The following is a 16,102-nucleotide window of genomic DNA, read 5'->3' on the forward strand; positions in this document are numbered from 1 at the left end:
TATCCACTTCAACATTTACGAAAACCTTTCCTAAGTTAGAAATATCCCCTAATTAAGAATCTAGTGAACTGTCTAAAATGGCTATAAAGATTGCACATAGAATTATATAAATTACTATCATAACGTTACCCAAACTTCTATATTAAAGCTACGTGCTGTAAGTTCAATATGGATAAACACATTAACCACTTAGCATTTAATGTCTACTTCATCCATGTTAGTATTAGGACCATCAAACTTGGTCTGGTATCCCTAATTATTTTGGCTACCTTCACTTTAAATTTTCCACTACTTGGCATATTATAGCTCCATCTCTCATATTTTAATCTACCTACTGAGGTTATTCACAAGCTTAGTTACTCCTATCTCAGAAAGACAAGTTGATACTCCTGAATGGCTGTGAACTGAAGCATTACTTAAATAACTTTGAGACTCTAAACTCATTTGCTTTGCACCATCAACTTCTAATGTACCATTTTCATTGTGTAACATCTGTTGAATTGGTTGATTTAGCACAACATTTAGCCTGCTATTAAATTGAACCATAAACTTGTCAAACTTTTTCGGACTTAATTTACCAGCTTCTTCGCCAAGACATGCTTTCTTTATGTATAATTTTAAAATCCTTGAAATCTCATTAAATTTACCACTCATGATTTTTCCTGTAACTTCTTTCTGTATTTCCACAAAATCAATATTTAATCGATGCATTAACACACCACTTTTTAATCCAGCTTGCTCTACTACTTTCTCAAATCCCTTTGTAATATTGAGTGCATATCCCTGTGCTTTTAGTGAAGATATAGGCTGATCTACTGTAGAAATGTACTTCTGACCTGTAACTTTTCTAACAAGCACGTCAAGTAACATTATTGTACCATTTACATCCATTGGTGCATCAATTTGTGAGATTGAATCCTTAGTGCTCGATATTTTCTCAGGTTTAGGATTTAATAATCCACCCACAGAGCTTTTCACCCAACCAAATAGACCGTTTATCCATGAAGATGTTCTTGTGCCACTGCTCGCTGCCATCTCAAGTTGACCACTTGAATCTATAGCAAGAAGATTACGTGATAAGTGACTGCGATGACGATCATGATCTCCATGGTGATGACGGCGTTTACGTTGTGCAGGTTTTTCTCTTTCTTTCTTGAGTTTTCCCTCTAAGTATTCCACAATATTATTATGCCCTTCATCCCCAGCAACATCTAGCGGTGTTCTATCACCATTGTCTCTAGCTTCAATACTAGTACCTCTCTTGACAAGAAGCTTACATACATCCAAATTATCTTTGTAAGCAGCATAGTGCAAAGGTGTCCAACCATCCTTGTTTTTAGCATTGATATTAGCACCCTTATCCAAAAGAAATTCTGCAGTGACTTTAGATTTATTACTGTTCTCAGCAGCTACATGTAAAGGTGTTTCATCATATGTATTTTTAGCCTCAACATCAGCGTTTCTCTCAAGAAGAAGTTTACATACATCCAAATTATCTTTGTAAGCAGCATAGTGCAAAGGTGTCCAACCGACCTTGTTTTTGGCTTCAGTTCTAGCACCGTTATCTAGAAGGAGTCTAACTACTTTAGATTTATTATTGTCCTTAGCAGCTATGTGTAAAGGTGTTTCATCATTAATATCTTTAGCTTCAATATTTGCACCTTTACCCAGAAGAAACTTTAATATATCTAAATCATTCCTATAAATAGCGTAGTGTAGAGGCGTCCAACCGTATAGGTCTTTAGCTCCTATGTTAGCACCTTCATAAGCAGAATAGCGTAAAGATGTCTTAGCACTTTTGTCAGTAGCATTAATATAGTCACCCTGAGTGATAAGGTTTGTAACTTCATTAAGATCACCACTTTCCACAGCAGTGAACAATTTTTTATCTAATTGCGCTTGCTTTAAAATTTTCACTACATTAGTATAATTACCTTGAATCGCTAACTCTAAAGGTGTTTTACCATCTTTATCTTTAACCTCTAAATTAGCACCTCTCTTGATAAGGTATTCCACTACTTCTGGATAACCATCCAAGGAAACACAGTGCAAAGGAGTTCTGCTGTTACTATCTTTAGCTTCTAGATCAGCCCCATTATTGATAAGATACTCTACTACTTTCAAATTCTTACTTAAGCAAGCATTGTGTAAAGGGGTTCTATCACTATTGTCTCTAACCTCCAAACTAGCTTTTGCTTTGATAAGATATTTCACTAGTTTTAAGCTACCATTCAAAGAAGCACAATGTAGAGGAGTTCTACCACTATCATCTTTAGCCTCCAAATTAGCTCCACTTTTAGTGAGATAGTCCATTATTTTTAACTGATAATCCTTCAAAGAAACATAATGTAGAGGAGTCCAACCATTATTATCTTTAGCCTCCAAATTAGCTATTCTTCCGACAAGATATTCTACTACTTCAAAGTGATTATATAAAGAAGCATAATGCAGAGGAGTCCAACCAGAATTATTTTTAGTCTCTAGATTAGCTCCTTTTTCGCTAAGATCCTTAACTTTATTAAGATTACCACCTTCTGCAGCAGTCAATAATTCTCTATTTAATTGTATTTGCCTTAAAAACCCTGCTATATATGCATAGCCTTCCTGATTAGCTAGATCTTCTGGCGTTTGGTTACCCTTGTTTTTATCCTCAATGTTAGCACCTTCATTAACAAGAAACTGAGTTATACTTAACTCACCTTCTAGAGCAGCCCAGTGTAAAGGACTATTACCATGTATATCTTCATCTTTAACATTAACAGATTTTCTATCAAAAAGAAATTTAACTACATCTGATCTACCTTCTTGAATAGCTATATATAAAGAAGTTAATTCATGCTTATCCTCAGCATCGGTACTACCTGTAATTCTTCTAATTAGATTTTTAACTTCATTAGTATTATCCTGTCTTATAGCATTAAATAGTTGCTCTTTTAATAAAGTTTCTTTTGCTTTGTTGAAAGAATATATGACATTCCCTGAATTACAGGTAGAAGCTGTACAGTCTAAATTTGAAACCATTGTATCATTGAAAGCAAATACCATTTTTCTTGCAGGTTGATAAACATTCCAATTTTCCACTTTTGCAATCGTGTTGTTCTTATGCAACAGCAATAAGCTATCATCAACAACCTCCATATCAAAATCAAATATAGACTTTTCTTTTAAGTCAACTAAGCCAATATCATTCTCATTAATGGGTTGATTATGATAAATCTGTAGTCCTTGCTTATCTGGTTGATAATACCTAAAAGGTTTAGTATTTACTTCCACATACTCAAGCTCTAAATTCGCATTATTTATTTTATAAAACTTATTATTCATTTGTAATACAATATTTTGATACTCCTGGCCCCTAAAGTAATCAACTAAACCAATAGATAAAGACCATTTAATACCTTTACCATCCGATACTGTAACATTCTTTATTTCTAAGCTATTGTCTGTAAGATCAGAAACTTCCCTACTATTACATTTGTTGAAGTAGGTTCTTTTACCTTTTTTTATACTTATACTATCCACATCTACCACGTTCAATGCAGTAAGATCGATAATATCATCAGGTACATTTTGATAAAGCGTTGCTTTATTTTTCACTTTTAGGTTAAGGTCAAGTTTTATAGGAGATCCCAAGATATTATGTTGTAACATTTGACCATATTCAGGAATTTTGACAACATATCGATCTTGCTCTTCTTTTCCTTCTATTATTATATCTTGGTAATAATTACACACTATCATATACTGATCATAATCATAATTTCCTCCATTGGCACGGTGCCTCAGGTGGCTATGTGTAGAGTTAGAGTCACTGTAGCTAAAATCAACAATTATTCGGTCTGAGTACGTACCAGCAATTATTACTTTCTCAGTAGGTACCCCAACATAATTCTTAATTACTTCTACTTCAGATATTGGAATGCCTAGATTATTATTATCAGCAATATTCTTTGCAGCTTGATAGGTGTTTGGCCATTCTAAATCCAGAATACTTGCTTTTATAACTGCTTTTAACTTTTTTTCGCTGTTTTGTATGATCTCTCTATCAATATCTTTTCCCAAATCACTTAATTTTTGATACCTCATATCTTCGATTATATTAGACAAAGATTTATCCTGTATTACAACAGACTCTATAACTCCAAGGCGTTTTGCTTGAATTACTAAGTTCTTAAAACTATCTATTTTAATACTTGAAACAATATTCTGTGTGCTGTCAGCCAAAAAGTCTAAACTATAGCTACCTCTTTCTATGCTTTCATTTACACTTAACCGTGTAATATCAGCAACTTGCACATCTATTACATCTATATTTTTTTTAATTTTCTCTGTATAGTTAAAATCACTTACTATCCTCGAATTATTACTATCTTTATTAACAATAAATATTGTCTGTTTTAATCCTCTGTGATGTATGTCTTCTTTATTCACTACCCTAACTTCATAATCTTTATCTGCGCAGTTAAATGAATTTTGCCACACTTCTGCATTTTTTGCATTAATTAACCTTGTTTTACAGTGAGTGGTAATACTTTGCTTGCTGTCAGAATTAGATACGTAGTTATATGTGTTAACCAATCTTATGTTATCGTTATTACTATAGTGTATAGTTCCACTATACAAATCAGCAACAATATTACTAGCTTTAACATTCATTATTAGAGTATTTTCTTTCCCTGTACCACCCTCAAGAGTACCAGATGTACGATCATTAATAATAAAAATAGTTTCATTGTTTTTTGAACCAGTACAACGTATACTACTACCCTCTGGGACATGCATTACTGCTGGATAATTTGCAATTGCTGTGAATATCCTAGGCAATGAAATATACAACACTGAGTCTCTAGGGAATGTTTCTTTCCTTATATGATATGGGTCTTTCCTTGTTGGACTAGTGAAAACAAAGGGCTTGATATTATTTGAATGAATAACAAGCTCATGTGTACAGCTTTTATGGGCTTTACCTATGTCTTTCGATTGTATATGTCTGACCTCATCACCGATAACTATACCATCACTACATTCTCGAACGTTAATTATACTACTGCATTTCAGATTCCTTTCACTTAAGGTTCCTAACGGTACATCCACAACTCTTAAGCCTACATCTTCATATTCATATTTAGTAATATCAGGAAGATATTTTTTACCCCTATCAATAACATATACTTCTTTATCCCTTACTGTTTGTCTACATTGCAGATTTCTAGTAAACGCGCACTTAAATTCCTCCCAACCTTTACTCATTACTAAAGTATGAAGTGTCAAACTTAATGTGTTAAATAAATCCAACGAAGATAAATTACTGGCCTCATTGTGTTGATTTTCAAAAGAAAGGCTAGTATAATTGTTTTTGAATTGACAAATGTATGAAGACTGATCATTCATACTAGCAGGCATGTTTTGGCTATAACCGGAAATTAGTTTATTATACTCTTCTTTAATACCAAATACATATTGTACAACTGCAGCTACATTATAGTTATCATCTAACAACCGGATAGCTACTTCTTTTACATGATTTAAATAGCCTTTTACTCTAATTATATCCTCATATTCTTTTTCTATATCCCTTCCTGTAAAAAACTTGATTACCTTTGCAAAAAAGACCTCTGCCTGCTCACCACCAGGTAGTAGAGGTACTTGCTCTGCTATTGCTTTCGTATACTCCATCCTTTCATGAATTTCTACACCAATTGTTATCAATACATCAGCAACCATAGTGACTACTGCTGCTCTGCCTAAAACTTTACTTGCAGCAGATAACCCTCTTAAAATCTTAGTAGTTGTACTTACACTTTTGACTGTAAAGCTAACCCCTGCACTTATAGGCCTTATGCCCATGCTTGCTAGTTTTACACCACTACTTGTTGTCCAATAATAATTTAGTGGATGATGATTACCTTGAGCTATTTCATTTACGCTATATCCAAATTGATAAGCAATAGTTACAAATGTAATACTTTGAACTACAGGATTACTGATAATCTTAACAAACGTTTGACGTACAGGCTGTGGTACCTTACTAATCAATTTTCCTACTTTACTAGTATGAGAAATACTGACACTGGTTCTAACATCATCCATAGCATCCAGTATACCATTGATACCAAACATCGCTTCAAAGCATCATTATCATACCGTCCAAGTGTTGCTGTATCACCTATGCTATCAAATAAATCATATATAGCCATAAGAGAGAAAAATTTTCCACTTTTAGTCCCTATAATGCACCCATTTGTCTAGACCATTTTTTTCAAAGTGATCCGATTTTTAAAATGAATATGTTGATAAATACGTCGACACACATTTAAAGTATTTATCAATATATTCATTTACTGTTTATGATAATAAAGATCAGCAGGAACTTTATAATGTAAAGTCTGATGTCGCCTTTTATAGTTATACCAACCAACAAAATCGTTTATTATAAGATTCAAATCTCTGATACTATTTGGTCTATAATAATATATAGCTTCTTGCTTTAAAGTTCTCCATAAACGCTCAACAAATATATTGTCGAAGCAACGTCCTTTATGATCCATACTAATTTTAATATTAGCACGCTCTAATTCCATAATAAAGTTGTAGCTAGTAAACTGCACTCCTTGATCACTATTAAAAATCTCAGGTTTACCTTGTTTTAGAGCTTCTTTGAGAGTATAAAGGCAAAATCCAGCATCGAGATATGGTGATAATGAATGAGCAATAATATAGCGACTATACAAGTCCATTATTGCCACAAAATAGACAAACTTACCTTCTACCATAATATATAGTAGCCCATACCTGATTAACTCTACAAATAATCAAATCTTTGAGTAAATAAGGATATATTTTATGCTTTTTTTCTTTAATACTTGTATTACATCTTTTTCTACAATACAGCCCACTAATCTTCATTTTTTTCATAATTCTTAAGATTTTTTTGTGATTGACTACTACTCCACTCGCTATGATTTCAGCAGTAATTTTACGATATCCATAACGGCAATCAGAAGCCAAATATACTTCTTGAATCAAATTTCACTTTCGTTATTAATTATATGCCTATAATATAGGCTAGATCTGCAAATCCCCAGTAAATCAGCCTGTTTCCTAATTGATAGATCAGAATCTTTTTCTATAAACCTTACTCTATCTTTTTTGCTTATTTCAGTAATTTTTTTTTCAAATAACTATTTTCCACTGTCAATTCTCCTATTACTTTATGTAAACTTTCTATTTCTTGCGCTAAGATTCTTTGTTTTCTCGCACTTTCACTTTCTTCAACAAATAGGTCTTTTAACCTTGCCAATACTCTATCACGCCAATCATATAGATTTGTTGATGGTATTTTATATTCACTACATATCTCAGATGTGCTTTTTTGATTTTTTATTGCTTCCAAAGCTATCTTTGCTTTTAACTCTGGTTCATATTTTTTTGTTGCCATACTTTTACCCCTTTACCTTCCTACTCGGATCAACCATTTTTTTTTGGTCTAGTTTATGGGGTGCATTATATAAAACTCTAAACTTTGCTGGATCTGCAATGTGGTATAAAGATGAAGTTAATTATGGAGGAGCAGGATTATTTATAGGTACACCTGATAAAACTAATACAAGGAAGTCAGAGATTTCGAGAATTACTTGGACACGTATTTACCAGCATGAAATTAACAGTCCTGAATTTATTGCATCAGGTAACATAATCATTCCAGCAGGAAAAACCGTTACAGTGTTACTTTATACGTCATCTAATCTTCACTCAGGAGGTGAAAGAGTTGGTGAGACACCTGAGTTCTTTGCAAGTGAGCACACGTATAGCACAATCTATGGTCAATTTATTCAGTGGGGAATATATAATTTTCGCAGCAATTTTCTAACCACGGGACTTGAAATAGATGTAGAAAGGACATTAAGAGCGTGGCAATGTCCTGGGTTATCTAGTACATGTGAGATTTGGCAGTAAATTAAATAGGGAGGGAGAAAAACTGTGAGCATTTACATACGTTTTGAAAACCATAAACAAGTAGAAACAACAACACTTGAAAGCAAGCCAACCGGAAATGATTGGTATGAAGCACCAGAAGATTTTGATTGGCAAAAAAGTTATTGTTTAACAGAGGGAGGAGAAATTGCTCAGCGTACTAAAGAAGATATACAAAAGGAGTTACTGGATAATGCGAAGCTTTGTGCATTTGATAGTATGCGTTTCTATTATGATAATCATACTCACCAATATGCAGGTCATTCTCACCAAAAAGCTAAATCTTATGAGATTCAAGCGGAAGCCGCAAAAAGCATTCTAGCAGCACCAGAATCTATGAATGAAAAGGATAAAGAAATTATAGAACCTTTAGCAAAAGTCCGTGGTATTACGGTTATTGAAATGGCAAGAATAATTGAGGAAAAAGTGAAAAAAGCAGTAAAAGCAATAATTAAATGTGAAGAGCTTGAAGATTTAGCCAAAAGAAAGATTGAAGAAGCCAAAAGTGAAAATGAGCTACAGACTTTGCTAGATGATTTCAGGAAAAAAATACAAAGAAATGGCTGAAGAATTTTTACATGGCGTAAATGTTATTGAGGTAACCTCAGGAGCAAAGACAGTACGTACAGCTAAATCATCAGTGATAGGTGTAATTGGTACTGCACCTGAAGCAGATGAGCAAAAATTTCCGCTAAATAAACCAGTGTTAGTTGCAGGAAGCTTAAAGGAAGCAGCAAAGCTCGGAAAGAGTGGCAGTTTACCTTCTGCAATAAATGGAATATTTTCCCAGATTGGTGCAACAGTAGTAGTTATTCGAGTTAAAGAAAGTGAAAACAGCGATTCAAAGCTCAAAGAAAGTGAAACTATTCAAAGTATAATCGGTGGAGTTGATAAAGAGACTGGAGAGTATCAAGAGATAGAGGCATTTCTCAGCAGTGAAAGTATAATTCATGTTGCTCCAAGAATATTAATTGCACCTCAATTTACTCATCAATTGCCTGAATCTGAAAATCCTAAAAACCCAGTAGTAGCAGCTTTGATAGGAGTAGCAGAAAAGCTGAGAAGCATAATAGTAGCAGATGGTCCAAATACCAATGATGAAGAAGCAATAAAGTGGAGAAAAAGTGTAGGCAGCTCAAGAGTTTACGTGGTTGACCCATGGGTTAAGGTATTTATTGAAGGAAAAGAAGAAATTTTGCCAGCAAGCCCATTTGTAGCTGGTTTAATAGCAAAAGTAGATAGCGAACAAGGATTTTGGCACTCACCTTCAAATAAAGAGATAAATGGTATTGTTGGAACAAGCAGGCCTATTGATTTTACACTTGGCGATAGAAGCTCTCGAGCAAATTATTTAAATGAAAATGAAGTAACGACGATAATTCATCAAAATGGCTATAGGCTTTGGGGAAATAGAACATGTTCAAATGACTCAAAATGGGCTTTTTTGTCAGTGAGAAGGACTGCAGATTTAATCAATGATAGTTTACTTCGAGCTCATTTATGGGCAGTTGATCGCAATATCACCAAAACTTATATAGATGATGTAATTGAGGGGGTGAATTCTTATCTGGCAAGTTTAAAAGCACAAGGGGCGATTATTAGCGGAAAATGTTATGCAACCCCAGAACTCAATACACCAACAAACATTGCAAGTGGAAAAGTATACTTTGACTTTGAGTTTACACCACCATATCCAGCAGAACAGATTACTTTCAGGTCACATCTTGTGAGTGGTACAATATTATAAAAAAGAGGAAAAAATGTTACCGAAGATTTTAAAGAATTTTAACGTATTCGTAGATGGTCGGGGTTACGCAGGAAAAATAGATGAAATTACCCTACCAAAACTTACCATAAAAACAGAGGAGTACCGTGCTGGTGGTATGGATATTCCAATAAATATTGACATGGGCATGGAAAAGCTTGAAGCAGACTTTACTTTTGCTGAATACGACACAGAACTCTTTCGGCTATTTGGGTTGATAAATGGGAATTCAGTAGCTTTGACACTCAGAGGTGGAATGCAAGGGAGTGGTAGTAACGATATTGAAGGAGTAATAATCAACCTTAGGGGCATATTCAGAGAATTTGATTTTGGTAGCTGGAAACCTGCTGAAAAAGCAACGCTGAAGTGTACTGTAGCTGCTCATTACTATAAACTTACTATCGGTAGTAATGAATTAATAGAAATCGATGCTGAGAACATGATCCGTAAGATTAACGGTGTTGATCAAATGGCCTTGCTGCAAACGATTTTAGGGATTTAATGGAATAGATGGATGCCTTTTCATATAACCACTTTTTTATTGAAAAATTACTGATAATACTGTATAATTATTAATGTTTTTTAAGCATTTGTGCTATGGCTTTATCTAAATTTCTCGACCCTAAAAATGATATAGCATTTCGCCGTATCTTTGGTACAGAAAAGAATAAAGACATCCTCATTCACTTCCTCAATGATATTCTGAGCTTTACTGGCAAAAATGCAATACAGGATATAGAGTTTTTAAGTACTATTCAAGATCCCGAAATTGCCGCTAAAAAGCAAAGTATTGTTGATGTGCTATGTAAAGATTCAACAGGAGTACAATGGATAATTGAGATGGTGCGACCTGAAAGTCTTCGGTCATATTGTTTAAAAGGAGAGGAATTCCTCCAGAAAGAAACTGAAAGGATTCTAAAACTTATTAAACCAGATGTTTTGCCATCTGAGTCTACGCATCAGTGCGAATTGGGCAACCGGTTGGTGCCAAGCGATGCGGACAATGAACCTCCTCTTGAAAAAGAAGATGCTCAATCGTGAGAGGGGCATAAACTGCAAGCATCATGTGGTTGGAGGGCTAGGCTTAGTGGTATGGTGAACGTAAGTGAAGCTTTATAAGTACCGATATGATGAAAGAGCTAAAGATGCTGATAAGCTCTGACCAAAAGGTAATGTGGATAAGATACATTTTTCATCTCTGGATGTACGCAAATAACAATTCCACCGGTATAGAGAAGCCACCTAACCCACTGTTGTATGATAGAAGGAACAGGGTAAGCCTGTATTTTCGCCTACATGGCAAGCAAACCGCAAGGAATGCTGATGGAAGTGCAGGTAAAGGAGAATGGAGAAAGCGAATGCCATTTTGTAACGAAATGGATAGAATTTGTAACATTAATTCTCGTGAAAACGAGCAGACTTCCATTTGGTCCCTCGTGACAAGAAACTTTGTTAACCACTTAAGGGAGGAAAGCAGATGATTACAGATAAAACTGTAAGTGCACCTACCGACAACTCCGAAGCATGGAAGCAATTGCCATGGAAGAAGTGCCAAAAAGTTGTTATAAGGCTACAAAGACGTATTGTTAAGGCTGTCCAAGAAGGAAGATGGGGTAAGGTAAAAGCTTTACAACATCTTCTCACACGCTCTTTTAGCGGAAAAGCTTTGGCTGTTAAGAGAGTAACTGAAAACCAAGGAAAAAACACAGCGGGTGTAGATCGTCAACTATGGTCAACTTGCAATGCTAAATTTCAAGGAATAAAGCAGTTAAAGCAAAGAGGATATAAACCTTCTCCGCTAAAACGGATTTATATCAGTAAATCTAATGGCAAAAGAAGACCTCTTGGAATACCAACGATAAAAGATAGAGCCATGCAAGCATTATATCTGTTTGCCCTGGAGCCAGTATCTGAAACGATCAGCGACCGTCACTCCTATGGCTTTAGACCTAAAAGATCCTGCGCGGATGCTATTGCTGCTTGTCACTTATTACTGGCAAGACGCAATCGACCACAATGGATACTAGAAGGTGATATCAAAGGGTGCTTTGATTATGCATATTGATACTCCTATAAAAAATTTGGATTGTTGAGTTTACCATGTTTAAAATCCATAAGGATTCTAACAGTCTCTGGCGTATTCTCAAATAAATATTTTCCTCTGGTTTTACTGTCATCTTTTCGTACTTTGATTTGACCATTATTAATTCTATCATAAATCCAATGTGTAGTAACATTGAGGATTTTTGCAATTTGTGGAACGGTAAGATATCCAGATACTTTAAGCGGATGTGACTGATTCCTTGCTCGCATAATGTTATTTTTTAACCGAATAGTTTTTACTGTATTTTCTAAAACGATGTTTTTTGTGGGGGAGCGATGTCCCTGTTTTTCTAAGTACTTAGCAATTTCTGCATCTGTTTTACCTTCTTTACTTAACTTTATTATAGACTGTTCCATTTCTTTTGCTTTAGTCAACTCGCGAAAAGAGTTTACTGGAATGGGAACATGAGAAGTAGTAGTTTCGCCACCATGCCATATAATGCGTACCTGAAGACAATCGCGTCTGATTCTGTGTGCTACCACTTTATCAATGAGACAACGAAGAAAGGACTTTTGTTGTTGACGTGATAGAATTGATTTATACCAAATTTCAGGTAATCTTTTGCCTACATCTAAAAATACTGTTTTCAGTTCTTCAGGTAATTGAGGTGTTGGATCACTTGGACGCTGACGTTCGAACATAATTTCTGCTTGTTGGAGTTCTTTCAATGCTTTCTCCCAGCGTCTTTCAAGTTCTGCAGCTACAAGACGATTGTCAGGGTCTACTTGATTAAATTGTCTTTCTGCCAATCTAACTTGGTACTTTAGGCGCTCTAATTGTTGTAAATGTGCTTTATTAATTGCTTGCTCAGATTGCAATTGTGAGTTAATCGCCTGAGTATAAGCATCAAGCTCAATTTGACCAAGTGCAGCAAAAAATTTGGGAACTACTTCATTATCAATAATATCAGCTGGTAAAAGCTGACATACAGGTACACGATACTGCTGACGTAGATAGTTGCATAAATAACGATTTCCTCCTTTATACTGTACCAACATTTTATGTCCACATTCTCCACAATAAATTATTCCATGTAATAATGCTGCACCTGGTCTTGCTATACCACGTGTTTTATTGCGATCGTATTCTGCATAATTATCTTTTAGCATCATCTCAATCTTTGTAAAAGTTTCCCAATCTATGTAAGCTGAGTATTTACCTTTGATCAGAACTTTCCATTCCTCCATTGGTAATTTTTTTGTTGTTTTGTCAGCAGAAGATGGCTTATGGTATGTAGTACGGGAACGCCCATAAACAAATGCTCCAGCATAGGCTGGGTTTTTTAGTATTGAGGTAATTGCTGCAACAGTTGGCTTTTTCCACTGTAGTTCTTTGAAATTATTATATCTAGGAAGAGTTAGTTGATGATCATTAAAATGTCTTAAAACCTTTGATGCTGTTCGTTTTTCTAGAAAAGTTTCAAAAATAAGATTGATACGAGACTGAACTTCAAGGTTAGGATCCTTGTTCACAGAACCATCAATGTTACGAACAAGACCAACTGGGAGAGATAAGGCTAAATCACCTCTGGTTGCTTTATTTAATAGTCCAGCATTTAGTCTAGCTCTTATAGTAGATAACTCCATTTCAGCAAGTTGCCCTTTCAGACCAAGTAACAGCCGACCATTAATAGTACCAGGATCATAAACACCATCCCGGTCAGCTATTAAACACTGTTTATAGCCACATATATCCAGTAAAGGATACCAGTCAGAACAATTACGTGATAAGCGAGTCACATCGTAGGAGAGAATAATTCCTACCTTTGATAAAGTGACTTTAGTGACAATCTCTTTAAACCCTTCACGCTTTTCAGCACTAGCACCAGTTAAACCAAGATCACTATCAATGATTACAACATTATCAGCTTTCCATCCAAGGTCAATTGCTCTTTGTTTTAGTGCATACTGTAACTCCAAACTTTCTTGGTTGCTCAATGCTTGATGAGGTGTTGATTGTCTGATATAAATTATTGCTTCGCGTGCTAAATGCTGTGCTGTAATTAGCTCTGATGTACTCATAGATAACCTCTTTGGACACTAATAATATATTTTCTAAAACTTCTGACTTGAAACGTTGCGACATTTTCTGCCACACTTGACATGGTTTACATGGCATAATTTATACTCCTTTGCTAGAGAAACAAATTCGTATAATGAAGACCACGTTAACTTGCTGGTGAGAAAGTTTTGCTTACTAGCTAAGTTGGTAGCAGAAAACGGAATACGTAGAATGATGTAATTGCGATAAGTAACAAATACATTGTGGACTTTTGAGCTGACAGAAGATATTGGAAATGTTCTGCCAAATAGTGGATGTGTTGAATCTGTAACTGTAATTTCCTTAGTTACTTGATTATTGAAGAGGGTATTAAGGTGATTGATCGTTTGACAACATTAACCATGAATGGCTTATGAAGCATATTCCTATGGAGAAGAAAATTCTGCATAGTTGGTTAAAGGCTGGTTTCCTAGAGTCAAAAACCTTGTATCCCACAACTGCTGGCACTCCGCAAGGAGGTATAATTTCTCCAATACTAGCTAACTTTACCTTAGATGGTCTTGAACAGTTATTAGAAAGTCGCTTTGGTAAATTAGGTAGCAAAAGAAGAGAAAAAATCAGAAGTGGAGTGAATGTAATCAGGTATGCAGATGACTTTATTATTTCAGGTTTCACACATGAAGTACTGGAAAATGAAGTTAAGCCTTTAGTATCATCTTTTCTTCATGAGCGAGGTTTAATTCTGTCAGAAGAGAAGACAAAGATTACATCTATCACAACAGGGTTTGACTTTCTTGGTTGTAATGTACGTAGATATAATAAGAAGTTAATTATTAAACCTTCGAAAGAAAGTATTAAAAGACTTCTGAATAAAGCACGTACATTGATAAAAGCAAATATAGCGAACACTCAGGCTATAGTAATTAAGTCACTCAATTCTCTACTGAGAGGATGGGGAAATTACTATCACCATGTGTGTGCTAAAAAAGCGTTTAGAAAGATCGACAATGAAATTTGGCATAGTTTATGGAAATGGGCAAAGAAAAGACATCCTCGTAAAGGATTACGTTGGATAAAGAATCGTTACTTCAAAGTAATGGGTCAACGACAATGGGTCTTTGCTGCACCCATATGCAAGAACAAACCAAAAGAGATACGGTATTTAAGACTGCTTAAGCTGATTGATGTACCTATCAGACGACATGTTAAAATCAGAGCGGATGCAAATCCCCTTGACTTAAAATGGAAAAAGTATTTTGATGAGAGAGTGAAACGAACAAGAATGTTAGCAAGCTCCTTTTCAAGAGAAGGTTCTCTACTGTTAGTGTCACCACTAAAGTTGATGTATTCTGAGGATTTATGAAAGACAAGCCGGTTCGAGAAAAGAAGAACTTAGATAAGGGGCTCAAGCGTAGTGTGGGGAAACCTGCATGCTGCGTTTCTAAGGGAGGGAGTAGTAGTAATACTGCTTCCTTACCTGACCAAGTCGCTAAAACAAGGGGCTTTGAAAAACGTGCCCAATATTACGCTGCCAAAGCTTATTCAAGTCAAGCTGATGTAGGTGACCAGTATCATGATCTTAAAGGGGTTATCTTTATTGCTATTGCTGATTTTATCTTATTTCCTAACAAGCTCGCTTATAAGTCTGATCACGTGACTTTTGATAAGATGACCTTTGAACATGATCTCAAAGACTTTAGTTTCACTTTTATAGAGCTACCAAAGTTTAATAAAACAAAAGAAGATCAATTAGAAAATATTGTTGAAAAATGGATCTATTTTTTTAAGCACGCAGATGAAACGAGCGAAGAGGATCTAAAAAAAATAATAGGTAGTGATGTAATTATTGGTAGGGCTTATGATGAGTTAAACCAATATAACTGGAGTAAAGAAGAACGTCTTGCTTATGATCAAGCTAAGAAACGTACCGATGATTATTTATCTACCCTTGAAGAAAAACTTCACGAAGGCATCCTTATCGGCCATGAAAAAGGCAGAAAGGAAAGGGAAATTGAAGTTGCAAAAAACCTACTTAAAGCAGGTGTATCTGTTGACTTAATAGCTGAGTCTACCGGTCTTCCTAAAGCTGAAATTTCAAAACTTAAGGAAAAAGCCTAAGTATTGTAACTCCCTTAAAGCTCTATCCATTTTTAACTTATTATATTTCTTTATCCACTAGTCTAGAGCCTATATCTAACTCTTCCGCTATTCTCGCTATGGCCTGTTTGATTTTCTCACCAATTCTACGTATCAGTTAA

The 16,102-nt window shown here is 35.1% G+C and carries 10 protein-coding genes and 2 pseudogenes; 9 read left to right on the forward strand and 3 right to left on the reverse strand.

Annotated features, from left to right (window positions below):
• Window positions 1–327 precede the first annotated feature (327 nt).
• Both OPS21_RS05935 and OPS21_RS05940 read right to left on the reverse strand, forming a co-directional pair.
• The gene (locus OPS21_RS05935) at window positions 328–6,120 is read right to left on the reverse strand and encodes an ankyrin repeat domain-containing protein (protein WP_264337014.1); all 5,793 of its coding nucleotides are present in this window, start codon (window positions 6,118–6,120) and stop codon (window positions 328–330) included.
• A 218-nt stretch (window positions 6,121–6,338) separates the two neighbouring features.
• Window positions 6,339–7,438 (reverse strand): annotated as a pseudogene (locus OPS21_RS05940) (IS3 family transposase).
• A gap of 98 nt (window positions 7,439–7,536) precedes the next feature.
• Between OPS21_RS05940 and OPS21_RS05945 the strand changes: the two are divergent.
• The 7 genes and pseudogenes from OPS21_RS05945 (at window position 7,537) to OPS21_RS05975 (ending at window position 11,804) form a co-directional block, all read left to right on the forward strand.
• On the forward strand, window positions 7,537–7,956 hold the full coding sequence (locus tag OPS21_RS05945; RefSeq protein WP_405197039.1) for a hypothetical protein: 420 nt from the start codon (window positions 7,537–7,539) through the stop codon (window positions 7,954–7,956).
• 24 nt (window positions 7,957–7,980) lie between these two features.
• Window positions 7,981–8,541 carry a hypothetical protein gene (locus OPS21_RS05950; protein ID WP_264337012.1) on the forward strand — a complete coding sequence of 187 codons (561 nt, stop codon included), beginning with the start codon at window positions 7,981–7,983 and terminating at the stop codon, window positions 8,539–8,541.
• Window positions 8,534–9,721: a phage tail sheath subtilisin-like domain-containing protein gene (locus OPS21_RS05955; RefSeq protein ID WP_264337011.1), complete on the forward strand. Its 1,188-nt coding sequence runs from the start codon at window positions 8,534–8,536 to the stop codon at window positions 9,719–9,721. Before OPS21_RS05950 ends, OPS21_RS05955 begins: the two co-directional genes overlap by 8 nt.
• Before the next feature lie 13 nt (window positions 9,722–9,734).
• Window positions 9,735–10,241 (forward strand): phage major tail tube protein, encoded by a 507-nt coding sequence (locus OPS21_RS05960; protein WP_264337010.1) that lies wholly within the window; start codon window positions 9,735–9,737, stop codon window positions 10,239–10,241.
• A gap of 95 nt (window positions 10,242–10,336) precedes the next feature.
• Window positions 10,337–10,582, forward strand: a pseudogene (locus tag OPS21_RS08005) (PD-(D/E)XK nuclease family transposase); the annotation flags it as partial.
• A 284-nt stretch (window positions 10,583–10,866) separates the two neighbouring features.
• On the forward strand, window positions 10,867–11,220 hold the full coding sequence (locus tag OPS21_RS05970; protein WP_264337008.1) for a hypothetical protein: 354 nt from the start codon (window positions 10,867–10,869) through the stop codon (window positions 11,218–11,220).
• A complete protein-coding gene (locus tag OPS21_RS05975) occupies window positions 11,217–11,804 on the forward strand; it encodes a reverse transcriptase N-terminal domain-containing protein (protein WP_264337007.1) in 588 nt (195 codons plus the stop codon). The genes OPS21_RS05970 and OPS21_RS05975 overlap by 4 nt, the downstream gene beginning before the upstream one ends.
• A gap of 5 nt (window positions 11,805–11,809) precedes the next feature.
• On the opposite strand, the gene OPS21_RS05980 is transcribed toward OPS21_RS05975, so the two are convergent.
• Entirely contained in the window at window positions 11,810–13,864 is a 2,055-nt protein-coding gene (locus tag OPS21_RS05980) for a recombinase family protein (RefSeq protein ID WP_264336378.1), read from the reverse strand.
• 392 nt (window positions 13,865–14,256) lie between these two features.
• Between OPS21_RS05980 and OPS21_RS05985 the strand changes: the two genes are divergently transcribed.
• Both OPS21_RS05985 and OPS21_RS05990 read left to right on the forward strand, forming a co-directional pair.
• On the forward strand, window positions 14,257–15,207 hold the full coding sequence (locus OPS21_RS05985) for a group II intron maturase-specific domain-containing protein (protein ID WP_265027608.1): 951 nt from the start codon (window positions 14,257–14,259) through the stop codon (window positions 15,205–15,207).
• On the forward strand, window positions 15,204–15,962 hold the full coding sequence (locus OPS21_RS05990) for an Rpn family recombination-promoting nuclease/putative transposase (protein ID WP_264337005.1): 759 nt from the start codon (window positions 15,204–15,206) through the stop codon (window positions 15,960–15,962). Before OPS21_RS05985 ends, OPS21_RS05990 begins: the two co-directional genes overlap by 4 nt.
• The last annotated feature ends 140 nt before the right edge of the window (window positions 15,963–16,102 follow it).

The organism is Wolbachia endosymbiont (group B) of Chorthippus parallelus (genome assembly GCF_947251815.1).
In the GTDB taxonomy this organism is placed as follows: domain Bacteria; phylum Pseudomonadota; class Alphaproteobacteria; order Rickettsiales; family Anaplasmataceae; genus Wolbachia.